16 protein-coding genes are annotated in these 23,593 nt (G+C 66.5%); 8 read left to right on the top strand and 8 right to left on the bottom strand.

Annotation, left to right across the window (positions count from 1 at the left end):
* Window positions 1-109: 109 nt before the first annotated feature.
* From KVP10_RS00990 to KVP10_RS00980, 3 genes are all read right to left on the bottom strand, one after another.
* Window positions 110-3,205 (bottom strand): autotransporter outer membrane beta-barrel domain-containing protein, encoded by a 3,096-nt coding sequence (locus KVP10_RS00990; protein WP_217962599.1) that lies wholly within the window; start codon window positions 3,203-3,205, stop codon window positions 110-112.
* Between the two features lie 1,310 nt (window positions 3,206-4,515).
* Complete coding sequence (locus KVP10_RS21185; RefSeq protein WP_246600231.1) at window positions 4,516-5,610, bottom strand: NUDIX hydrolase; 1,095 nt, start codon at window positions 5,608-5,610, stop codon at window positions 4,516-4,518.
* A 194-nt stretch (window positions 5,611-5,804) separates the two neighbouring features.
* Window positions 5,805-7,649, bottom strand: a complete 1,845-nt coding sequence (locus KVP10_RS00980; protein ID WP_217962598.1) for a phosphoenolpyruvate carboxykinase (GTP) — start codon at window positions 7,647-7,649, stop codon at window positions 5,805-5,807.
* A gap of 601 nt (window positions 7,650-8,250) precedes the next feature.
* On the opposite strand from KVP10_RS00980, the gene KVP10_RS00975 reads away from it, so the two are divergent.
* The 5 genes from KVP10_RS00975 (at window position 8,251) to KVP10_RS00955 (ending at window position 12,860) form a co-directional block, all read left to right on the top strand.
* A complete protein-coding gene (locus KVP10_RS00975) occupies window positions 8,251-9,264 on the top strand; it encodes an ABC transporter substrate-binding protein (protein ID WP_217962597.1) in 1,014 nt (337 codons plus the stop codon).
* A gap of 19 nt (window positions 9,265-9,283) precedes the next feature.
* Window positions 9,284-10,111, top strand: a complete 828-nt coding sequence (locus KVP10_RS00970) for an ABC transporter permease (protein ID WP_217962596.1) — start codon at window positions 9,284-9,286, stop codon at window positions 10,109-10,111.
* Entirely contained in the window at window positions 10,111-10,905 is a 795-nt protein-coding gene (locus tag KVP10_RS00965) for an ABC transporter permease (protein WP_217962595.1), read from the top strand. The genes KVP10_RS00970 and KVP10_RS00965 overlap by 1 nt, the downstream gene beginning before the upstream one ends.
* A gap of 22 nt (window positions 10,906-10,927) precedes the next feature.
* A complete protein-coding gene (locus KVP10_RS00960) occupies window positions 10,928-11,974 on the top strand; it encodes an ABC transporter ATP-binding protein (protein ID WP_217962594.1) in 1,047 nt (348 codons plus the stop codon).
* A 61-nt stretch (window positions 11,975-12,035) separates the two neighbouring features.
* Window positions 12,036-12,860, top strand: coding sequence for a phosphodiesterase (locus tag KVP10_RS00955; RefSeq protein WP_217963050.1), 825 nt, complete (start codon window positions 12,036-12,038; stop codon window positions 12,858-12,860).
* 153 nt (window positions 12,861-13,013) lie between these two features.
* Here KVP10_RS00955 and KVP10_RS00950 read toward each other — a convergent pair whose 3' ends face one another.
* Both KVP10_RS00950 and KVP10_RS00945 read right to left on the bottom strand, forming a co-directional pair.
* Window positions 13,014-13,982 carry a Bug family tripartite tricarboxylate transporter substrate binding protein gene (locus KVP10_RS00950; protein ID WP_217962593.1) on the bottom strand — a complete coding sequence of 323 codons (969 nt, stop codon included), beginning with the start codon at window positions 13,980-13,982 and terminating at the stop codon, window positions 13,014-13,016.
* Window positions 13,983-14,244: 262 nt separating this feature from the next.
* Window positions 14,245-15,453, bottom strand: coding sequence for a mandelate racemase/muconate lactonizing enzyme family protein (locus KVP10_RS00945; protein WP_217962592.1), 1,209 nt, complete (start codon window positions 15,451-15,453; stop codon window positions 14,245-14,247).
* A gap of 173 nt (window positions 15,454-15,626) precedes the next feature.
* Between KVP10_RS00945 and KVP10_RS00940 the strand changes: the two genes are divergently transcribed.
* A complete protein-coding gene (locus KVP10_RS00940; protein ID WP_217962591.1) occupies window positions 15,627-16,325 on the top strand; it encodes a FadR/GntR family transcriptional regulator in 699 nt (232 codons plus the stop codon).
* A 34-nt stretch (window positions 16,326-16,359) separates the two neighbouring features.
* On the opposite strand, the gene KVP10_RS00935 is transcribed toward KVP10_RS00940, so the two are convergent.
* Window positions 16,360-16,860: a cupin domain-containing protein gene (locus KVP10_RS00935; protein ID WP_217962590.1), complete on the bottom strand. Its 501-nt coding sequence runs from the start codon at window positions 16,858-16,860 to the stop codon at window positions 16,360-16,362.
* 68 nt (window positions 16,861-16,928) lie between these two features.
* Window positions 16,929-17,876: a 5'-methylthioadenosine/S-adenosylhomocysteine nucleosidase gene (locus KVP10_RS00930; RefSeq protein WP_217962589.1), complete on the bottom strand. Its 948-nt coding sequence runs from the start codon at window positions 17,874-17,876 to the stop codon at window positions 16,929-16,931.
* 253 nt (window positions 17,877-18,129) lie between these two features.
* On the opposite strand from KVP10_RS00930, the gene KVP10_RS00925 reads away from it, so the two are divergent.
* Together KVP10_RS00925 and KVP10_RS00920 are read left to right on the top strand one after the other, a co-directional pair.
* Window positions 18,130-19,773: a VRR-NUC domain-containing protein gene (locus tag KVP10_RS00925; protein ID WP_217962588.1), complete on the top strand. Its 1,644-nt coding sequence runs from the start codon at window positions 18,130-18,132 to the stop codon at window positions 19,771-19,773.
* The gene (locus tag KVP10_RS00920) at window positions 19,770-22,112 is read left to right on the top strand and encodes an ATP-dependent DNA helicase (RefSeq protein WP_217962587.1); all 2,343 of its coding nucleotides are present in this window, start codon (window positions 19,770-19,772) and stop codon (window positions 22,110-22,112) included. The genes KVP10_RS00925 and KVP10_RS00920 overlap by 4 nt, the downstream gene beginning before the upstream one ends.
* Here the strand turns inward: KVP10_RS00920 and KVP10_RS00915 are convergent.
* Window positions 22,058-23,593, bottom strand: coding sequence for an efflux transporter outer membrane subunit (locus KVP10_RS00915; protein WP_246600230.1), 1,536 nt, complete (start codon window positions 23,591-23,593; stop codon window positions 22,058-22,060). The two genes, KVP10_RS00920 and KVP10_RS00915, sit on opposite strands and share 55 nt — an antisense overlap.

Here is a 23,593-nt window from a genome sequence, read left to right as displayed (position 1 = left end):
AATACGGCATCGAGCACGAAGGCAAGTCTGCTTTACAGCCCCTTGCTTACATGCAAGAGCCGCAACGAATAAAGCCTGGTGGCCGGCTGCCGCCGGCCACCGCCCGGCCTCAGAACCGGTAGTCGACTCCCGCCTGCAGCGACTGGGCATTCACGTTGCCCATGTGCAGCACGCTGTCGTAGCGCACATAAGCGCTGGTCGATTTGCCCACCGGCAGCGTCGCCCCCAGCCCCGCCGTCACCAGCCCGCGCGTGTCGCGCGTACCCGCAATCACGAAGCCCGTGCCGTCAGCCGCCGTCACCGAGACGTTGCGACCCGCGCTCTGCGTCTCGTAGGCATAGCCCGCGCGCAGTTGCACCGACGCCGGCCTGTCGCTGTTGCGCAAGGTAAAGGGATAGTCCAGCGTCACGCCCACGTAGGGCTGCAGGCTTTGCAGGTGCTGGTTCGCCACGCCCAGGTTCTGCGCCGTCGGGCCGGTCTCATCGGTACCCAGGCCGTCGAGATAGGCGTAGCGCACCCCGACTCGCGGCGTCAGCACCACCGGGCCCAGCGACCAGGGACGGCTGGCCTGCAGGCCGGCAGTGAATTCCTGGCCGTGACCATCGCCCTTCGCACTGCCCAGCGCCCCGAACGAACGCGTGGTCGAGGAGAAGTCATAGGCGTAGCCCAAGGTCCCAGCCAGGGTGTAGGCGCCCAGGTTCTTTGCGCCATAGCCGGCAATGCGCAGGGTATCGAGCGTACCCTTGGAACCATTGCCCGACTCGGTCACGTCGGCATGGCTGTAGCCGCCGGCTACGCCGACCGTCCAGCCCTTCCATTGGTGATCGACGCCGGTCAGGAAGCCGTAGCGGCGGTCGCGTGAATCCGGCGCACCGTGGTTGCCGTCGATGCGGGTGTCCGTGCCCTGCGCCTGGATCCACAGGCCGTTGCCTTGGCGCGGGCAGGACAGGGATTGCGCGGCGGAGCCTGAGGCGCCGGACGCGCCTGATGCGCCCGCTGCTTGGCCGCTGGCCATGGATGATGTGCCCGCCGAACTCCCACCGGCCGCGCCCCGCGACGCAGCGCTGCTCGCGGCCACGCCGCAAGGGCCGGCCAGCCGATCCAGCAATACCTCATTGGCGCCCTGCCCGGCGCGCAGCGCCGAGGAACCTACGGCACCGAAGATGGTCGCCTGCGTCGGGGCCACTACTACCGGCTGCACCGAGCCCGAGCCGGTCAAGCTCAGGCCGACGGCATTCGACGCATAGGTGATGCCTTGCGTCACGCCGGTGGGGGCGTTGCCCGTCACCGTGGAAAAGGCCCCATTGACCGAGCCCGCGCTGACCAGGGTGTAGGTCTTGGTGGTGTAGGTGCCCGGCGCATACAGCAGGCTCAGCGTGCCGGCCAGGGTGGCCGTGCCACCCACCTTCAGTTGCGAAGCCGCCGTCGGGCTGACTTCCACCTGCAGCGTGCCGCTGGGCGACTGCGTGTAGTTGCCGCCTATCGTCAGCGTGCCGATCGACCCTCCCGGCCAGACTGTGCCGATGCTGTTCACATTGCCCGCGATGCTGCCGTGGCCGCGCAGCGTGCCCGCCGCGTTGACCTGCACATCGCCCAGGATGCTGGCCGAAGCATGATCCGCATCGCCCACTGCCAGCGTACCGGCATCCACCGTGGTGCCGCCGGTATATGTGTTCGCGCCGTTCAGGATCAGCGTTCCAGTACCCACTTTCACCAGGCTGCCGCCCATGTCCGCCTGTGTCCCCGCATGGGTAATGCCCGTCGCATTCGCCACGTCGCCCAGCGTGGCATCCGTGTTGGCCAAAAGGCTGCCGTCGGAGATGACGCCGGAGATCGTGTCGTTGCCCCCCAAGGCCCCCAGGCTGAGTTGCTTGCCGCCCAGGTAGACATCGCCCGCCCCCGACAGCGAGCCGATGCTCGTGCCGGTGTCCGTGTAGCTGATGTCCACGACGCCGCCCGCCTGGTTGATCACCTTGGCGCCCGCGGCCGTGGCCCGATCCAGGATCAGCAGCGCGCCATGATCCTGGTTGGTGATCGTCGCGCTGCCGGCGCTGGCGTTTTCGGCAAAGGCTGTTGCGCCGATATTCTGGTTGATGATCGAGGCGGACCCGCCACTGGCCGTGTCGTAGAAGGCCGTCACGCCGCCTTGGGTATTGATGATCGCGGCATTGCCCGCCGTAGCGGTGTCCGCAAAGCCGGTGACCGCGCTCACGCTATTGGTGATCGACAGGCTGCCGGCGCTGGCGCCGTTCTCGAAGGTCAGGATCGGATCTTCCGAGCCGCTGTCCATACCGCCCACTACGGCCACCGGGCCGGTGCCCAATGCCCCCGTGGTGCGCACGTCCACGTCGGCGTACACATTCGTGCCGCCCGAATAGGTATTGGCGTGATTGATCTCGACCAAGCCATTGCCCGTCAAGGTCAAACTGCCCGGGCCCTGGATCAGGCCATTGAGCTCCAGGGGCGAAGAATCGATGCCGGCCTGGATCGTGCCCCCTACTCCGTCCAGCGTGATCGCCCGACTGGTAGCAAAACCTGCGGTCGTCGCCAGCATGCCGCCATTGAGTGTCAAACCGCCCGAAGTGGCGCCCAAGCTGCCGTCCTCTCCGATGTACAAAGAACCCCCGCTCACCACCCAGGGCGTGACCGCCGAGGTGCTGCCGAGCAAGGTCCAATCGCTTGTCCCTGTTTTTTCGAAAGAATCGAACCCCCAGTACTGGCCGTCCTCTCCAATCGATGAGGCATTGAAAGTGCTGTTGTAGTCGCCGCTCAAGATCAGCGTGTTGTGGTCTCCGCCTCTGGCGTCCACCACGCCGTTGATGTAGCCTCCGGCACGAAGTTCGAGCGTATTGTCGCCGCCCGTAAATTGGATGGCATCGGCCTGGCCTCCGCCACCCGACGCGCCGCCGGTGATAGTGCCATTGGCGACGCCAGCCACGGCGCCATTGACAATATATAAATTCGACCCGATGATGCCGACACCTCCGGCACCGTTTGCTCCCGAAGTGGCGATATCTTCGCCAGTACCGCCGTTGCCACCAGCGCCACCGGTGATCGTGCCGCCGATATTGATGATCGTCAGGTCCGAACCTATCAGGCCAGCGCCACCCGCTCCACCGGCGCCTCCGCTCCCGCTTCCTCCGGAAGTAATCGACCCGCCTAGGCCGCCCGCCCCCCCAGTTATCGTGCCGGCGTTGCTAAGCATGCCTCCGCTGGTGGAGACGGCGCCAGCGCCGCCGGAACCTCCCATGCCGCCGTCCACAAGGCCGCCATTGCCGCCCGCTCCACCCACGCCACCGGCCAAAGTACCACCAGCAGCATTGCCATAAGTACCATTCACGATAAACAATAAGCCGCCTCCCCCTTCACCACCGCCGCCCGCGCCGCCGGACTGTAGGGGAGAGTTGCCACCGCTTCCGCCAGCGCCTCCGTCAATAATGCCGCTATTATTGCCCGAGACACCAAGAACCAGCCCAAAGCCACCGCCACCGCCTCCCCCTGCTCCACCGCCACCTACGCCATCCAAAGGCGTACCGCCAGCCCCACCAATAATGTGCCCATTGTTGTTCGATGTCGTCGTATCAGTCACTGTCCCCGCTGTACCGCCGCTGGTCCCGACGCTCTCGTTGGCGGGCGAACCGCCACCGTCCCCCCCTTTACCTGCCACACCGGTTGTTAGGCTGACACCACCACCGCCACCACCACCGCCGCCAGCAGGAGCTGGGCTAGTGAGTTGATCGGGAGTACCGTTTGTACCGTCAGGGTTGGTAGCCATGCCGCCCGCCCCTCCCTCAATCCCGATGGCACTTGACGAACCACTACCGCCATCAGCCCAAACGGGCTGAGACAACACGCCCAGCACGGCAAACGTACAAGCCGCCAGCTTCCAGCGCACCGGCGTACTTGCCTTGGCGGCACGGATAGCGCTTGTAGCGGTGGAACGAAATGAAGAAGACTTGGAGAGCGAGCGCGCATGCGCTCCGCGGACGGCAGATACGGACTTGGACATCGAGTCTCCTTGACTCTACGCGGGGTTACGGCTGCCATGCAGTTGCTGGATGCGCAGCGTATCGACCCTCGCGGGCTTCAGCCCTTCTTCCGTAACCGTATGTAATGCAGCGAAAATCTATTTATTGCCAGAAGTTTGCTGTTAGCCAGAACTACGGCATATAGCAAAAAGTTCAAGGACAATGATAGAAGCAATACTATAAATTGCAAGTTGTAATTAAAAATACACAAAATGGCAACAAAACCCAGCAGAGGCGATACCTCGCCAAATATCGGCTTGGTGGGGTGATCGTGGGTCGACTACGCGGAATTCCGGAGAGAGACCAGCGGCCTGGCACCGAGCAGATCCAGTGCGAGGCGGGCGGGAGAACTAGATGTAAGGACGCCCGATTGTAGAGACGAGCAGATATAGGGGTGGCCAGATATAGAGGTGCCCAAAAGCACGGTCGGCCAGCCGACTTGGGACAGATCTCCCGATGCCAAATCGACTATCCGATCCGGGGCCCGCTACCTGGACAGCGGCAGCTTGCTGCCCGAGATGGCGCGTTCCAGCACCACGTCGCCCCGGAACTGGAACAGCTTGGCGGGGCGGCCCGCGGCGCCCCGGGTCATGCGGCCGGTGTCCTCGACCAACGACTGCTGGGCGATGAGGCGGCGGAAGTTCTGTTTGTGCAGGCTGCGGCCGGCGACGGCCTCGAAGGCCTGCTGCAGTTGCAGCAAGGTGAATTCGGGCGGCATCAATTCGAACACCACCGGCCGGTAGCGGATCTTGGCGCGCAAGCGCGCCATGGCGGTGGCCAGGATGCGCCGATGGTCATGCTGCATGGCGGCGCCGGGAACCAATGCCTGCATCGCCGCAGGCGCGCTTGGCGCCGCGCAGGTCGCCTGCGCCGCCGCGGCCGACGCCACTGTGTACGCCTGCGCGGCAGTGCTCGATATTCCGGTATCCGCCTGCTCGATGGCCTCTTGCGCCACGGAGCCTGGCCGCCCGGCCTGGGTCCTACGGGCGGCTTCCTGCACCAGCCCGGCCTCGAACAGCAACTCGTAGCGTTGCAGCACCAGCTCTTCGTTCCACGAGGCTTCGTCTGAGCCGAAAGTGAAATCCACGCGCTGGCGCCGCTCGCGGTGCAGCGCCGCGTCGGGCTGCGCCGCGCACCAGCGCTGCAGCGCCGGCAGTATGTAATCGCCCAGCATGGCGGGACAGCCCTCGCGCCAGTCTTCCCAGGGGAAATAGCGGTACCAGTCCTGCCATTGGACGTCATCCGAACCCGCCCCCTCGCGGGTCAGGCCCAGGTAGCTGACGGAGATGATGCGCTGGCCCTGCCAATTGGCGCGGTCGCCGTCGGCGAAAGTGTAGAGCTGTTCGACATAGCCCAGCGGATGGTGCGTCTGGGTCTCGACCCAGGCGCGCAGGCCGGCCTGCAAGGAACGGTGGCCGGACTGGAACGGCCCGGCGGGCAGCAGGTCCAGGCGGCCGCGCGTCAGCACCCTGGGCTGGCCGCCATTGACTGCCACCAGCACCGCCACGAGCTCGGTCTGCACGGAAGCGGCGGCGGTATCGGAAGATGGTGAATCTGGAAGGCGGGACGGAATGATGGCCATGCGCTACTAGGCTGGGAAAGTTTTTATTATAGGGAGCCTGCGGCCCCGGCCTGTCTATGGCCTGCAGCCCGGGGCGTGCCCATGGACTGGGTCTCGCATTCCGGACGGGCTCCGCGCCCTCGAGCCCCGGGCCCTTGCAAGCGAAGGCCCGGAACGGACGGCTGGCGCGGGCGGCATGCCCGCGCCGCCCTCGATCAGGCCTGCAAGCGTTGCAGCAGGCCGCGCTGGTGGCTGAGCAGCTCGGCGGGCAGGCGGTCTTTCAGGCGATCGAAGAGTTCGGCGTGCAGGCCGAGCTCTTTGCGCCAGTCCGCGGCATCGATGGCCGTGATGCGGGCGAAATCGCCGGCGCTGAAATCCAGGCCTTCCCAGGCGATGTCTTCATAGCGCGGCGAAATGCCGATGAGGTTTTCCTGGCCCTGCACGCTGCCTTCGATGCGATCGAGCATCCACTTCAACACGCGCATGTTCTCGCCGAAACCGGGCCAGATGAATTTGCCCTGGTCGTCGACCTGGAACCAGTTGACGCAGAAAAAGCGCGGCAGCTTGGCGCCGGCCTTGCGCAACTGTTCCCCCAGCTTCAGCCAATGGGCGAAATAAGAGCTCATGTTGTAGCCGCAGAAAGGCAGCATGGCGAACGGGTCGCGGCGCACCACGCCTTGCGCGCCGGCAGCGGCCGCGGTGGTCTCGGAACCCAGCGTGGCCGCCATGTACACGCCTTCGGCCCAATTGCGCGCCTCGGTTACCAGCGGCACCGTGTCGGAACGCCGGCCGCCGACGATGAAGGCGTCGATCGCCACGCCGGCGGGGTTGTCCCATTCCGGGTCTATGGCCGGGTTCTGCACCGCGGCCACGGTAAAGCGCGCATTGGGGTGGGCCGCCTTGCGCCCGCAGCCAGGTGTCCAGTCATTGCCCTGCCAGTCCGTGCAATGCTCGGGCGCGGGGCCCATGCCTTCCCACCAGACGTCGCCGTCGTCGGTCAGGGCTACGTTGGTAAATATCACGTTCTCGCGCAGCGAGGCCATGCAGTTGTAGTTGGTTTTCTCGCTGGTGCCCGGCGCCACGCCGAAATAGCCGGCCTCGGGGTTGATGGCGTAGAGCTTGCCGTCGGCACCCGGCTTGATCCAGGCGATGTCGTCGCCGATGGTGGTGACCTTCCAGCCGGCCAGCGACTGCGGCGGGATCATCATCGCGAAATTGGTCTTGCCGCAAGCCGAGGGGAAAGCGGCGGCCACGTGCATTTTCTTGCCTTCGGGCGAAGTAACGCCCAGCACCAGCATGTGCTCGGCCATCCAGCCCTCGTCGCGGCCCATGGTAGAGGCGATGCGCAAGGCGAAGCATTTCTTGCCCAGCAGCGCGTTGCCGCCGTAGCCCGAGCCGAAGGACCAGATCTGGCGGCTTTCGGGAAAGTGCACGATGTATTTGGTGGTGTTGCAAGGCCAGGCCACGTCGGCCTCGCCCGCGGCCAGCGGCTTGCCCACGCTGTGCACGCAGGGCACGAACTCGCCGTCGGCGCCCAGCACGTCGTAGACCTTGCGGCCCATGCGGGTCATGATGCGCATATTGGCCACTACATAGGGCGAATCGCTGAGTTCCACGCCGATGTGGGCGATGGGCGAGCCCAGCGGGCCCATGGAAAACGGGATGACGTACATCGTGCGCCCGCGCATGCAGCCGTCGAACAGGCCGTTCAGGGTCTGGCGCATTTCGGCCGGCGCGACCCAGTTGTTGGTGGGGCCGGCGTCGGCCTGCTTTTCCGAGCAGATAAAGGTGCGGTCTTCGACGCGCGCCACGTCGGCCGGGTCGGACCAGGCCAGGTAGGAATTGGGCCGCTTGGCCGGACTCAGGCGGCGCAAGGTGCCGGCCTCGACCATGGCGGCGCACAGCCGGTCGTATTCTTCCTGGGAACCATCGCACCACTCGATGCGGTCGGGGCGGGTCAGCGCGGCGATGCTCGCCACCCATTCTTTGAGGCGCGCATGGCGCACCCAATCGGGGGCATTCAGGGCAACAGGGGTTCCTACAGCGGCTGCGGCATTCATGGACAGGATTCTCCGTGGTATCGATGGATGGAATCTGTAGCAAGGCGGCGCGGCACCGGGCCGCGCCGCCGCCGGCCTGCGTGGCGCCCGGCCCATGGGCCATGGCGGACGCGGCGGCGAAATAGGCCATTTTAAGACCGATTGCCGCCCCGCGCCGCCGCAAGCTGTACTCAATCTTTACCGATGCCGCGACGGGCCGCCTCGCAGGCCAGCGGCCGACGCGCCTAAGCGGTGCCAGCCGGGGCCGTGCGCGCGCCGGCAATGCCGAATTCACGAGAGCCGTCCGGAACCCCTGGACCTGTACAGGAGCGAGACGCAAGGCGCCGCGTGCTTCCCGACACCTGGCCTCGGTAGTTTCCCTAGGGATGAATCCTCCGGGGCTTGATATACACTTCATCCGGGCCATATGAAAACGTTTTCAACCATACGGAAAAAAAATGGCGCAAGCCGGTCACAAAAGCGTCACGAGTCCGTGGGAAGCTTCTGGCCTTCCACAAGGGGTGGCCCACCCTTTGCGGCTCACTGACCAGGGCGGGCCGGCGGCAGGCGACGGCCTGGCATCCACCGCCGGGCGCCCGCTCCACTTCAAAGGAATCGAGACATGAAGACATTACTGCGTGGGCTGATCGGCCTGTTCGCGATGGCGGCCTGCCTGGCCGCGGGCGCGGCCCGGGCCGACGAAATGGCCATCTGCTACAACTGTCCCCCCGAATGGGCCGACTGGGCCGGCCAGGTCAAGAACATCAAGCGCGACATCGGCATCACCGTGCCGCTGGACAACAAGAATTCCGGGCAGTCGCTGGCCCAGATCATCGCCGAGAAGAAAAGCCCGGTGGCCGACGTGGTCTACCTCGGCATCACCTCGGCCATCGAGGCCATGAAGTACGACGTGCTGGGCACCTACAAGCCCAAGCACTGGGACGAAATCCCCGCCGACCTGAAAGACCCCAACGGCCACTGGTTCGCGATCCATTCCGGCACCGTCGGGCTGTTCATCAACAAGGACGCGCTCGAAGGCAAGCCGGTGCCGCAATCCTGGGCCGACCTGCTCAAGCCCGAGTACAAGGGCATGGTGGGCTGCCTGGATCCCAGCAGCGCCTTCGTCGGCTATGCCGCGGCCATCGCCATCAACCAGTCGCTGGGCGGCTCGCTGTCCAACTTCAAGCCGGTCATCGACTACTTCAAGAAGCTCAAGCAGAACCAGGCCATCATCCCCAAGCAGACCGCCTATGCGCGCGTGCTCTCGGGCGAGATTCCCATCCTGATCGACTTCGACTTCAATGCCTACCGCGGCAAGTACAAGGACCACGCCAATATCGCCTTCGTGATTCCCAAGGAAGGCACGGTCTCGTTCCCGTACGTGATGGCCATGGTCAAGGGCGCGCCCCATCCGGAAAACGCCCACAAGGTGCTGGACTACCTGCTGTCGGACAAGGGCCAGGCGCATTGGGCCAATGCGTTCCTGAAGCCGGTGCGCAATGTGAAGATCCCCGCCGACATCGCGGCCAAGTTCCTGCCGGCCTCGGACTATGCGCGCGCCAAGACGGTGAACTACGCGGAGGTCGCCAAGCAGCAGGAGCCCTTCCAGCGCCTGTACCTGGACCAAGTCCACTGACGCGCAAGCCGGCCGCCCCATGCGTGACCTGACCCTGCCCGCCCAGTGGCGCCTGGCGCTGCTGCTGCCCGCACTGAGCCTGTTCGCCGCGTTCTGGCTGATACCCATCGCGGTGCTGGTGCGCATCAGCGCGGGCGGGCATTTCCTGGCCACCTACGCGGCCATACTCACCGATGCGCGCTATCTCAGCAGTCTGTGGCAGACGGTGCTGCTGTCGCTGGTGGTGACCGCCGCCACCATCGTGCTGTCGGTCATCGCCGGGCTGTTCCTGACGGAGCACGAATTTCCCGGCAAGCGGCTGCTGGTGTCGCTGCTGACGCTGCCGCTGGCCTTCCCCGGCGTGGTGGTGGGCTTCATGGTGATCATGCTGGCCGGGCGCCAGGGCCTGATCGGCAGCGCCAGCCAGGCGCTGTTCGGCCACAAGCTGGTGTTCGCCTATTCCATGTCGGGCCTGTTCCTGGGCTACCTGTACTTTTCCATACCCAAGATCGTGCTGGCGGTGATGGCCGCCGCGCAATCGCTGGACAAGTCGGTGGCCGAGGCCGCGCGCTCGCTGGGCGCCGGGTCCTGGGCGGTGATGCGCGACGTCACCCTGCCCGCGCTCGCGCCCTCGCTGATCGCCTCGGGGGCCATCTGCTTCGCCACTTCCATCGGCGCCTTCGGCACGGCCTTCACGCTGGCCACCGACATCAATGTGCTGCCCATGACGATCTACACCGAGTTCACGCTCAATGCCAATCTGGTCACGGCCGCGGCGCTGAGCGTGATTCTCGGCGTGGTCACCTGGGCCATACTCATGCTGGCGCGCAACGCGGCCGGCCCGGCCACCATGGCGGCGGGGGGCTGATGAAGCTGCGCAAGCGCCTGCTGTTCGCCGCGCAGCTTGTCGTTACGCTGGCGCTATGCGCGTTCCTGTTCGTGCCGGTGATCGCCTCGGCGCTGACCGGCTTCTCGGTCAATTATTTCCGGGGCATCAAGGCGGGGCTGACCTTGAAGTGGGTGATTCAGGTTCTTACCGACTACCACGGCGCCATCGTCAATTCGCTGCTGGTGGCCGCGTGCACCCTGGTCGTCGTGACCTTGGTCGGGGTGCCGGCCGGCTATGTGCTGTCGCGCTGGCAGAGCCGCGCCGCGCGCCTGATCGAAGAACTGATCACCCTGCCCATCGCCCTGCCCGGCCTGGCCAGCGCCCTGGCCATCATCAGCGTCTACGGCGGCCTGCGCGACTTCCGCGTCAGCCTCTGGTTCATCATCGTCGGCCACGTGGTGTTCACCCTGCCCTTCATGGTGCGCTCGGTGGCCGCCGCCTGTGCCGGCCAGAACATCCGCCTGCTCGAAGAAGGCGCGGCCAGCCTGGGCGCGCGCTTCGTGCAGCGCTTCACGACCGTGGTGATCCCCAACATCCGTTCCGGCATCACGGCCGGGGCCCTGATGGTGGTGACCCTGTCGCTGGGCGAATTCAACCTGACCTGGATGCTGCATACGCCGGAAACCAAGACCCTGCCGGTGGGGCTGGCCGATGCCTATGCGTCGCTGCGCATCGAGGTGGGCAGCGCCTACACGACGATTTTCTTCGTCATCGTCATACCCTTGCTGCTGGCGCTGCAGGCCATGGACCGCTCGCAGCGCCGCAAGCCCTGAACGCATCAAGAACACATCGCCAATGAAGCTGAACTCGATCCCCATAAGGCTGGAAGACTGCGCCAAGACCTACGGCTCGAACGCCCGGGTGCTGCAGCCCACCAGCCTGAGCATAGGCGCCGGCGAGACCGTGGTGCTGCTCGGCCCCTCGGGCTGCGGCAAGACCACGACCCTGCGCCTGATCGCCGGCCTGGAACGCCCCGATCCGGGCGGCCGCGTGTACTTCGGCGACGAGGACGTCACCGCCAAGCCCATCGAAGAGCGGCGCGTCGGCATGGTGTTCCAGAACTATGCGCTGTTTCCCAATTTCAGCGTGCGCGACAACATCGGCTACGGCCTGAAGATCAAGAAGACGCCCGTCCGCGAACGCCGCCAGCGGGTCGACGAGCTGCTGGAACTGGTGCACCTCACCGAACACGGCGACAAGCAGATCTCGCAATTGTCGGGCGGCCAGAAGCAGCGCGTGGCGCTGGCTCGCGCCCTGGCCCCGGAACCGCGCGTGCTGCTGCTGGACGAGCCGCTCACGGCGCTGGACGCCAAGCTGCGCGAGACGCTGCGCACCGACATGGACCTGCTGCTGAAGAACCTGGGCGTGACCACGGTGTACGTCACCCACGACCAGGCCGAGGCCATGGTGCTGGGCGACCGCGTCGTGGTCATGAGCAACGGCCGCATCGAACAGGCTGGCACGCCGCACGAAATCTATTTCCACCCGGGCAGCCGCCACGTGGCGCAGTTCCTGGGCTCGCTCAACAGCCTGCGCGGCGAATTCCGCGACGGCGAATTCCATGTGCGGGGCGGCAGGCTGCCCTGCCCGCAAGGCGCCGCGGGCCTCGCGGAAATCCACTTCAGGCCCGAGGACGCCAGCCTGCTGCCCGCGGCCGAGGCCGATCTGCGGGGCACGGTGGCCAGTGTGCAGTTCCTGGGCGACCGCAGCCGCGTCTACCTGGACGGCCTGTCCGAGACGCGCGTCTGCGTGGAAGCCCCCAGCCGCAGCACCTTGCAGCCGGGCGAGGAAGTGGGCGTGCGCATCCCCGCCGAGCGCCTGCTGATCGTGGGCGGGCAATGAGGCCGCGCGCCCCGCACCCGGAAAAAATGCCGCAACGCGACGGAAAGGTACATCAATGAGCATGCTGCTAGCGCAGATCAGCGATCTGCACATCAAGAGGCCGGGCCTGCTGGCCTACAAGAAAGTCGACACCACGGCCTATCTGCGCCGCTGCGTGGCCAAGCTCAACGCGCTGGCACCGCGCCCGCATGCGCTGGTCATCACCGGCGACCTCGCCGATTTCGGCGCACCGCAGGAATATGCCTCGCTGCGCCGCGAACTGTCGCTGCTGGAAATGCCCTACTACCTGATGGTGGGCAACCACGACCATCGCGAGAACCTGCGCGCAGCCTTTCCGGAGCATACCTACCTGGGCAGCGGCCCGGGCTATGTGCAGTACGCCATCGACTTCGACGAAATCAGCCTGCTGGCGCTGGACACGCAAGACCTGCCCAATAGCGGCGGCCGCCTCGACGGCGAACGCTTGTCGTGGCTGGCTGCGCAGCTCGAGGCGCGGCGCGGCAAGACCGTGATGATAGGCATGCACCATCCGCCGTTTTCCTGCGGCATCGATCACATGGACAGGCAGGCGCTGGCGCCGGCCGACGCACAGCGCCTGGAAGCGCTGCTGTCGGGCTACGACAACGTCGAGCGCCTGATCTGCGGCCACGTGCATCGCTCGGTGACGATGCGCTATGCGCACACCGTGGCCAGCATCTGCCCTTCCCCGGCCCACCAGGTGGCCTACGACCTCGTGCCAGACGGCCCCAGCGCCTTCATCATGGAGCCGCCCGCGCTGCATATGCACGCCCGCGTGCAGGGCCGCTGGGTAACCCACACCGTATACGTCGAAGACTACGGCGGCAGGTATCCTTTTTACGATGCCGAGGGCAAGCTGATCGATTGATGCGCAAGCCATGAAAAACACCCCAAGGGCTGGACCGGCGTCCAGCTTTTGGGGTGCGATGCACGGCGGCCGGGGCTTGCTTGCCCGCGGCTCCGGACGCGGCAAGGCCCTGCGACCCTGGGCTTGCCGCTGGGGCCGCGCCGGGCCTTGCTATCAGTTGATGCTGATGTGCGCGGTTTCTATGACCTTCTTCCAGCGCGCCATTTCCTGCAACTGGAACTGGCGGAACTGCTCGGGCGTGTCGCCCACGACCTGGAAGCCCAGGTGCTCGAGCTTGGCCTTGACGTCCGGCTGCTGCAGGCCTTTGGCGAGCGCCTGGTTGAGCTTGGCCTGGATATCGGCGGGTATCCCATGCGGGGCCACGGCGGCCTGCCAGGAATAGACCGCCAGGCCCGGAACGCCTGCTTCGGCCATGGTGGGCACGTCGGGCAGCACAGGCGAGCGCTCGTCGGCCGTCACGGCCAGCGCCTTGAGCTTGCCGGCGCGAATCTGGCCTATCACGGCATTGACGTTCTGGAAGGAATACTGCACCTGGCCGCCCATCAGGTCGGCGATGGCGGGCGCACCGCCCTTGTAAGGCACATGCAGGCCCTTGGTGCCGGTCTTCTGCCAGAAAAGCTCGGCCGTCAGGTGATCGGTGGCGCCATTGCCCGAAGAGGCGAAAGTCAAGGTGCCGGGATGCTCTTTAAGCGCCTTGATGAGGCTGGGCACGTCCAGCGCCGGGGCCTTGGGATTGGCCACCAGCACGTTGGGCGCGCGCACCAGGATGGTGATGGGATCGAAGTCCTTGACCGGATCGTATTGCAGGCTCTTGAACAGGTACTGGTTGATGGAGAACACGGCGGGCGAAGACACCAGCAAGGTGTAGCCGTCGGGCGCGGCCCGCTTGACTTCAGCCGCGCCTATGGAGCCGGTGGCTCCGGGCTTGTTCTGGACGATGAAATTGCCGCCCAGTTGCTTGGACAGAATGTCGGCCGCGAGCCGCCCTGCATAGTCGGTGGACCCGCCGGCCGGGAACGGCACGACAATCGTGACGGCATGGTTCGGGTAAGGCGCGGCCTGGGCGGTCGCGACGCCGGCCGCCAGCAGTGCGGCGCCCATCAGGATCTTGAACTTGGACATGTGTCCTCCATGGCAGTAAAAATGTGAAATACGATATGTTCTGACTACACAACTCTAAATATCTACTTGGTATTCATTAAATATTTTCCAAGTTGTACGACGTCAGATTTTAAGAATTTGGCCGAGCTGAATTCTCGGGCATGAAGATGGAATCTGTCAATCGAGTTCGACCCGGATTCTGCCCGGGGCCGCTCTTTCGGCAACACTGGTATAGCGGCCTCGCCGGCAGCGCATGGCGGGCGGCGCGCCGATCGGCGGCAGACTATCGCGCCGCCCCGCTCACTCGCAGCGTGGCGTCGGGCCGCCGGTGCACGTCGGGCGCCAGGGCCATGCCCAGTCCCGCCGCGGTGGGCGCCTGGGCCATGCCCTCGCGCACCTCGGGCAGGCCGGTGACCAGGTCGCGGTACCAGCTCGCCAGCGTCGCTCGCACCACCTCCTGGAATATGGCATTGGGTGCATGCAGGGCCAGTTGCAGGCCGGCCATCAGCGTTACCGGGCCGGTGCAGTCGTGCGGCGCGATGGGCCTGGCATAGGTCTGCGCCAGGGCCGCGATCTTGCGCCCTTCGGTCAGGCCGCCACACCAGGCCAGGTCGAGCATGACGATATCCAGGGCGCCGGCGGCCAGGTGCTCGCGGAACGAGCGGGCGCCGCCCAGGGTCTCGCTGCCGCAGATCGGCGTACGGGTGCGGGCGCGCAAGTCGGCCAGCGCGACGGCATCGCCCATTTTGGATATCGGGTCTTCGGCCCAGAACACGCCATAGTCTTCCAGCGCCTGGCAGATGCGCGCCGCGGCCGGCGCATCCCAGAGGCTATGCAGCTCGCACATGACTTCGATGCGATCGCCCACCGCCTGGCGCACCTTGCGGAAAGGCTCGAGCCCCGCCTTCAGGTCGGCCAGCGTGATCAGATGGCCGCCGCTGGCCGCCGCATAGCTGTCGAAGGGCCAGATCTTCATGGCCGCATAGCCCTCGTCCAGCAGGCTTTCCGCCAGGCGGCCGGCGTCCGTCATGAAGGCCACCTGGTCGTCGTAGGGGCCCGCCATGGCATCGCCGGACGTCGCATGGCGCCGGTTGACGCCCGCGGTGTTGTAGGCATAGCCGGCGCAGGTGTTATAGACGCGGATGCTGTCGCGCACACCGCCGCCCAGCGCCACATGCACGGGCACGCCCTGGCGCTGTCCGGCCAGGTCCCAGAGAGCAATGTCCACGGCGCTGGCTGCGCGGATTTCCGCGCCCGTGCCGTCGAAGCCCAGATAGGGATTCATGAGATGGTTCGAGACTGCCTCGATGTGCCGGGCGTCGCGCCCCAGCAGCCAGGGCGCCACCTGCTCGTGCAGCACGGCCTCCACCGCCTGTGCGCCGCGAAAGGATTCCCCCAGGCCGGTCAGCCCGTCTTCGGTTTCTATTTCCACCCAGATGAGATTGGGTCGTTCGGCAATGCGTATGCTGCGTATTGCGGTGATGCGTGACATAAGAAGGAGGCCCCACGAGCTTGGTTGACGAATGCGAATGCACGGTATTCTGCTCAGCCGTGTAAAATCTGTCAATCAAATTCTTGTATTATTAATTTTATGATTTACTGATTTTACATGCTAAGCCGGCCCGGCTTGCTCATGCCCCGAAACTTGCCTCACACTTACGCCCCATGAACAATCCTCGCGCAGAACGCCTATTGGGCGATGTGGTCTACGAAGAACTGACGGCATTGCTGGGTTCCGGAGAGCTGCCGCCGCAATCGCGGCTGCCGTCCGAAAACGAGCTGTCGCAGCGCTTGCGCGTCTCACGGCCGGTGCTCAGGCAGGCCCTGGCCCGGCTGCGCGCCGAGGGGCGGATTTCCACGCGCAAAGGCGCGGGGAATTATGTCGCCGACAGCTCGGCCGCAACGACGCCGAAAGTCAGCTTCGGGCCGCTGACCAGCATTCCCGACGTGCGCAGCTTTCTCGAATTCCGCAGCAGCCTGGAAGGGGAAATGGCGGCGCGCGCCGCCGTGCACCACGATCGCGAAAGCCTCGCCGAAATCGGCCGGCGCCGCCGCCGGCTGGAATCCGCCATGGCGGCCGGCGGCGACGGCATCGAAGAAGACATCGCCTTCCACGCCGCCATAGCCCAGGCCAGCGGCAACCGCTTTTTTTCCATGACCATGGAAGCGCTGGCCGAGCAGACCCGATTCAGCATCGGGCTGATACGCCAGTTGTCGGACCGGCCGCTGGCGCTGCGCATGCAGGATGTATATCGCGAACATGCCGCCATCGAGCAGGCGATCGCCTCGGGCGACCCCGCGGCGGCCCGCGACGCCATGACCGCGCACCTGGTGGGAGGCATCGCGCGCCTGTTCGGCAAGTAAGGCCGGGGCGCGCGCCGGCCGCAACGGCGCAGGCTCAGTGCTGCGGCGCAAGCCTGCGAATCAAGTCCGCGTGATCGGGATGATCGGCCAGCAGCGCGGCTACCTCGGCCAGCTCGAACTCGCTGAATTCGAAGCCTGGCGCCACCGTACAGCCCACCAGCGCATAGCCCTGGGGTTCGAGCAGTTCCGCGGCGAACCAACTGCCGGCCGGCACCACCACCTGGTAAGACGCCGCCGGATCGCGCAAGGCATCGCCCAGCCTATGGCTGGCCAGGCCCGCCCCAGCCCGCAGGACGTGCACGTGCAAGTCGCAGCCCGCGTGGAAATGCCAGATTTCGTCCGAGGCGATGCGGTGCCAGGCGGAATAAGCCCCCGCATGCAACAGGTAATAGATGGCCGTGCCGGCGCTGCGTGCAGGGCCGGCGGCGGTGCGCAGCACCTGCTGCGCGCTGCGATAGGTCTCGCGATAATGGCCGCCCTCGGGATGCGGCTGCAGGCCGAGGCGGCGGATCAGTTCTGCTGCAATGTCGTTCATCGAGCGCCTCGTGGAATGGACGGTGGCCTGCTTGCCCGGCCCGCAGGCCTGCGTTCAGGATACGTAAATCAGTGCCACGCGGCCAGGAAAGCCAGCAGCACTTTGGCGGAATTGTCCGCCGCGATGCTCAGGAAGGTATGCATTTCGTTCACGCCTTCGCCGCCTCCGGCCAGGTCGCTGAGCGAACGGAAGGCGATGAACGGCACCCCGTTGCTGTAGGCTACCGCCGCGCAGGCCGCGCTTTCCATGTCCAGCACATTGGCATGGAAAGTATCGTATACGTAGCGGCGAAACGCCGCATTGTCCACAAAGGCCGAGCCCGAGACACCGCTGCCGCCCACCACCAGTTCGGGCGGCCGGTTCAGGCACTTGCCGGCGTGGTCGCAGGCGCCCAGGTGTACCTTGCCCAGGCCGCGCGCCACCGCCAGCATGTGCGGATCCACATCGAACCAGAACTTGCTTTCCAGTTGCGGATGCGCGGCCGACCGCACCCGTACGGGCCGGACGAACATCATGCCGAAATGAGGCAGCTTCAGGGAATCCTTGCCGGGCGGCGGGCTGAATACGCCCGGCCCGGTTTCGCGCGCCATCACCAGCTCCAGGTACTGGCCCCAGCGCTGCGCCACGGTGACATCGCCAATGTGCAGGTCGGGATTGACGCCGCCGGCGATGCCGCTGAAGACAATATGGCTGATGCGGAAGCGATCCAGCGCGAGCTGCGTGGTCATGGCGGCATTGGTCATGCTGATGCCGCTGAGAAACAGCACCACGGGCTTGCCCTGCAGCGTGCCGGTGGTGAACTGCACGCCATTGGCCGAATACCTGTGCGGCGCATGCACTTTTTTCAGCAGCAAGGCCAGTTCGGGCTCGAAGGCCGAGATCACGGCGATGCGCGGCGTGCGATCGAGCAGCTCGGCCGCGGCCGCCGGCCTGGGCAGGCCGAGCCAGGAAGCTCCCGAGAACAGCAGCACGGCAAGGACGAACATGAACCGGTACGGCAGTTTCGAAATGAGCATCGTGGATTCCAGGAGGTGTGCGGGCGGCCCGCGTGCGATGCATTGTAAATGCATGTAAATGTGCATCGCATACTGTATTGATGTACAGTATGTCGCCAGGCGGGTTTCCGCTACGCATGCCGCACGGGATCCCCAGGCAGGCCATGCATTTGCCGCCACGTTCCATCGCCCTATTTGCGCTGCCGCGCCTATCGGCACAGCCATCGCGCCATGCCGATATGGCCATGACAGCCTCGAAGCCCAATCAGCAACCATGAAGCGGGTCCTGGAAGATCCCTACTACTACCTCACCAACTTCGAGACGGCGCTCGACTGGGTGCGCACGCGCAGCGCCGACCTGCTCGACGCCGCGGAACTGGGCTTCATCGACGAATTCCCCACGCTGCCGCGCGCGTCGCGGGCGCTGCTCGTGCGCATGGTCGTGCGCAAGGGCACATTGTTTCGCAGCGACAAGCTGCGCTACCCGGAAATCGGCTGCCCCGATGCGGCCGCGGCCGCCCTGGCCGAACGCGGCTGGGTCGCAGCCGACCCCCTGCTCGATCTCGAACAGCTCTTCGCCCTGTACGGCAAGGCGGAACTGGCACAAATGTTCGGCAGGCCCGCGGCGGCGGCCTGCCGCAAGGTCGAACTGCTGGCAGCCCTGCTGCCGGGCCGCGAACAAGCGCAAGCCTTGTCCGCCTGGCACCCCGAGGCCGCGGGCCGCGTCTATGAACTGCGAGTCATGCCGTTGTGCGAACGCGTGCGCCTGATGTTCTTCGGCAACCTGCGCCAGGACTGGACCGAATTCGTGCTCGCCGATCTCGGCATGTATCGCTACGAAAAAGTCGATTTCGCGCCGTCGGCGCGCGCCTTCCAGCGCCGCGCCGATATCGACGATTATCTGTTCCTGCACGACTGCGGCGCACGGCTGGAAGCCGGCGTACCGGCCGCCGCCCTGCTGCCCTCGATTGCGCCGCGGCCCTACGCCAATGAATGGGTCGAACGCCGGCGCGTGCGGCTGCTGGAACATATCGGCAGGCAGCTCGAAAGATCGGGCGAACTGCCCACGGCTCTCGCAGCCTACCGGCGCGGCGGTCCCGGCGCATGCCGGGTGCGCGCCATCCGCGTGCTGGAACGCCTGGAGCGCGAACGCGCCGCGCTGCGCTGGCTCGAAGCCATTGTCGAGCAAGGGCGCGCCGGCGAGGCGGAACTGCAGGCCTTGCGGCGCATCGGGCCCAGGCTGCGGCGCAATCTGGGCCGGCCCGCGACGCCGGTGCGCAAGGCAGGCGCCATTCCCGTCATGCATCTGTGCCTGCCGCCGGCGCCGGGCTGGGTGGAAGAAGCGGCCAGAGCCCATCTGGAACAAGACGGCGGCCCGGCCTATTACGTCGAGAACACCTTGATCAACGCGCTGTTCGGCCTGTTGTGCTGGGACGCGCTGTATGCCGCAATACCGGGGGCATTCTTCCATCCGTTCCAGAGCGGGCCGGCGGACCTGCGCAGCCCGGATTTCCGCAAGCGGCGCCAGGCCTTGTTCGACGCATGCCTGGCGCGCCTGGACGACGGCGCATACAAGCGCGCCATCCTGCGCAATTTCCGCGAGAAGACCGGCCTGCAGTCCCAGTTCGTCGCCTGGCAGGCCCTGGACGAGACACTGCTGGAACTTGCCCTGGAATGTATTCCGCCGGCGCACCTGCGGCGCTGGTTCGAACGCCTGCTGGCCGACCCGGCCGGCAACCGCTCGGGCCTGCCCGATTTGATCCAGTTCTGGCCGGAAGCCCGCGGCTACCGCCTGGTCGAGGTCAAGGGGCCGGGCGACCGGGTCCAGGACAATCAGCGCCGCTGGCTCGAAGACTGCATCGAGCACGGCATGCCGGTGGCGGTGTGCCACGTGCAATGGGAAGCCGCGGCAACATGAATGCCCTGGTAGATGAACGGCCCGGCGACTCTGCAAGTGTCTACACCATCGCCGTGCGCGCCCTGTGCGAATTCGGCGCGCGCCGCGGCGACCTCGACCTGCGCTTCACGCCGGCGCCCAGCGCCCGCGAAGGCATTGCCGGCCATGCCTGGGTCAGGTCGCAGCGCGGCGCCGGCTACCAGGCCGAAGTGGCCCTCGACGGCGAGTACCGCCATCTGCGGGTGCGCGGCCGCGCCGACGGCTACGATCCGGCGCGCAATCGCCTCGAAGAAATCAAGACCTACCGCGGCGAGCTGCGGCGCATGCCCGAAAACCACCGTCACCTGCACTGGGCCCAGGCGCTTACCTATGCGCACCTGATGTGCCGGCAACGGGGGCTGGCGCGGATCGAAGTGGCGCTGGTCTATCTCGACATCGGCACGCAACGGGAAACCGTGCTTGCCGAGACCCACGACGCGGCGGACCTGCGCCTGCGCTTCGAGGCGCTGTGCGCGAGCTTCCTGGCATGGTCCGAACAGGAACTGGCGCACCGCGCGCGGCGCGACGCGGCCCTGGCGCAACTGCAATTCCCCTACCCCGGCTTCCGGCCCGGCCAGCGGCCGCTGGCCGTGGCCGTCTACAACGCCGCGCGCAAGGGGCTGTGCCTGGGCGCGCAGGCCCCGACCGGCATCGGCAAGACCATTGGCACCTTGTTTCCGCTGCTGAAGGCCATGCCGGCCCAGGGCCTGGACAAGATCTACTTCCTGACGGCCAAGACGCCGGGGCGCGCGCCGGCGCTGCAGGCGCTGCAACGGATCGCGGCGGCCCAGGCCGCGCCCGGCGCCTTGCGGGTGCTCGAACTGCAGGCGCGCGACAAGGCCTGCGAACATCCCGACAAGGCCTGCCACGGCGAGTCCTGCCCGCTGGCCCAGGGCTTCTACGATCGCCTGCCCGCAGCCCGGGCAGAAGCGCTGCACGGAGCCCAGCTCGACCGCCCTGCCCTGCGCGCAGTTGCGGCCCGACATCAAGTGTGCCCTTATTACCTGGGGCAGGACTTGATGCGCTGGTGCGATGTGGCGGTAGGCGACTTCAATTATTACTTCGACCTGCACGCGCCCTTGTATCGCCTGGCGCAAGACCATGAATGGCGTGTCGGGGTATTGGTGGACGAAGCCCACAATCTGCTCGATCGCGCGCGCGGCATGTACACGGCGCAACTGCACCGATCCCAGTTGTCGGCGGCGCGCCGCGAAGCGCCCGCCGAAGCCAGGAGCGCGCTGGACGCCGTGGCGCGCCGCTGGAGCGCACTGGTCGCGGACCAGGCCCAGGCTTACGAGACGCGCGACGAACTGCCCGAAGCCCTCATCGCCGCCCTGCAGCGCGCCGTCGGCGTGCTGTCCGACGACCAGGAAGCGAACCCGCGCAGCGCCGACGGCGCGCTGCTGCGCTTCTATTTCGATGCCTTGCATTTCCTGCAAATGGCCGAACTCTACGATCGCGCCCATTCGGTGCTGGACACGAGCCTGGCCGAAGCGCCCGCGGCGGGCGGCGCGCGCGGGCTATCGACGCTGTGCATCAGGAATCTCATCCCCGCCCCGTTCCTGGCCGAGCGCTACGCCGCGGCGCATACCTGCACGCTGTTCTCGGCCACGCTGGCTCCCTGGAATTACTACGTGGACACCCTGGGGCTGCCCGCCCAGGCCGCCTGGGCCGGCGTGGAATCGCCGTTCAAGGCCGAGCAGTTGCAGGTTTATGTAGCCCGGCATATCTCTACGCGCTACAAGCATCGCCGGGCCTCGCTCGCGCCGATGGCCCAGCTGGTGGCACAACAATACCGGGCGCGGCCCGGCAACTACCTGGCTTTCGCCAGCAGCTTCGATTATCTCGGGCAGCTCGCAGATATGTTCCGCCAGTTGCACCCCGACATTCCCGTCTGGGTGCAGGCGCCTTCGATGAACGAAGCCGAGCGCCACGCCTTCCTGGAAAATTTCACCGAGCACGGCAGCGGCATAGGCTTCGCGGTGCTGGGCGGCGCCTTCGCCGAAGGCGTGGACCTGCCCGGGCGGCGCCTGATCGGCGCCTTCGTCGCCACGCTCGGGCTGCCGCAGATCAATCCCGTCAACGAAGAAATCATGCGGCGCATGGACGCCGCCTTCGGCCGCGGCTACGACTACGCCTATCTGTATCCCGGCCTGCGCAAAGTGGTGCAGGCCGCGGGCCGCGTCATCCGCGGCCAGGACGACCGCGGCGTGCTGTACCTGATCGACGACCGCTACGAGCGCAGCGAGGTGCGCGAGTTGCTGCCTCAGTGGTGGCGGGTGGCGTCCATGGACAGGCTGGCCACGGACGGCGGAGCCTGATCCCGCGCGGCCGCTTGCGGCCGGCCCCAGCCTCCGCCCAGCGCACGTACCAGGCTCACCGCTGCAGCGGCACGCTCGCCGTCCAGCTGCACGGCCGTGCGGCGCTGCTGCAGCAGGACACGGTCGCCGTCGATCACGTCCAGGTAATTGATGGAGCCTTCCCGGTATTGCACGTGCAGCAGGCGGGCGGCGTACGCGGAGGCCTGCAGCGCCCTGTCCTGCACCTGGGTCTGCTGGCCTAGGATGCGCAGGTTGGCAAGGCTGTCTTCCACTTCCCTGAAAGCCACCAGCACTTTCTGGCGATAGTCGGCCACGTCTTCCTGGTATTGGGCACGGGCGCGATCCAGGCCCGCCTGGCGCCTGCCGCCGTCGAATATCGGCAGCGACAGCATGGTGCCCACCAGCGGCCCGACCAGGAAGGTACGGCTGGACCACAGGAACACATCGCTCAACTGCGCGGATTCATAGCCCAGCGCGCCGGTCAGGTCCAGCCGCGGGAAGAATGCCGCGCGGGCCGCGCCCACGCGGGCATTGGCCGCGGCCATGGCGCGCTCGGCCGCGGCGATGTCCGGACGCCGTTCCAGCAGCGACGACGGCAGGCCTGCGGGGATATCCACCGCCACACGCTGCAAGGGCTGCGCCGCCATGGAAAATTCCGCGGGCGCCTTGCCCAGCAGTATCGCCAGCGCATGCTCGGCGGCGGCGCGGCGCCGCGCGATGCCCAGGGAATCGGACTGCGTCGAAGCCAGCTCGGATTCGGCCCGCGCCACGTCCAGCCGGCCGATGTCGCCGTCCGCGTAGCGGCGCTGCATCAGTTGCAAGGCATGTTCGCGCAAGCCCACGGTCTCGTGGTAGAGCGCCTGCTCGGCGTCCAGCTCGCGTATGCGGTAATAGGCCTGCGCCACGTCGGCCTGCAGCGCAAGCAGGACGGAGCGGTACAGGGCCGCGCTACGCTGCGCGTCGGCAGTCGCGGCATCCACGGACGAGGACACCCGGCCGAACAAATCGGCTTCGTACGAAATGCCCAGTTGCGTGCGCCACAAGGTAAAGGGCGCATTGGGCGCGTCCTGCGGCAAGCCCTGGGACGCATTGGACGCGCGCTGGCGGGTCGGCCCGAAGCCCGCGTCGACCTGCGGCAGCAGCGCCGAACGCGAGCCGCGCAACATGGCGCGCGCCTGGCCGAGCCTCGCGGCCGCGGCCTGCACGTCGTGGTTGCCCGCCATGGCCTGTTGCTCGAGCGCATCGAGCCGCGCATCGCCGAATATCTTCCACCACTGCCCGCGCGCCAGGGCTTCCGCGGGCTGCGCGGCCTTCCATTGCCGGGCCGCCTGCGCCGGCATGAAAGCCTCCTTGAAGGCCGGCGGCGTGTCCACCGCCGGCTTCTGGTAGCGCGGCTGCGTGGCGCAGGCGGCCAATAGCGCCAGGATCATGCCGGCCGACAGCCTGCCGGCCTTGCCGATAAATTTTTCAAAGTTCCACAT

It is taken from the genome of Candidimonas humi (genome assembly GCF_019166065.1).
GTDB lineage: Bacteria > Pseudomonadota > Gammaproteobacteria > Burkholderiales > Burkholderiaceae_B > Candidimonas > Candidimonas humi.
Note: the sequence above shows the minus strand (reverse complement) of the source record. Positions and strands in the feature narration are given on the sequence as shown.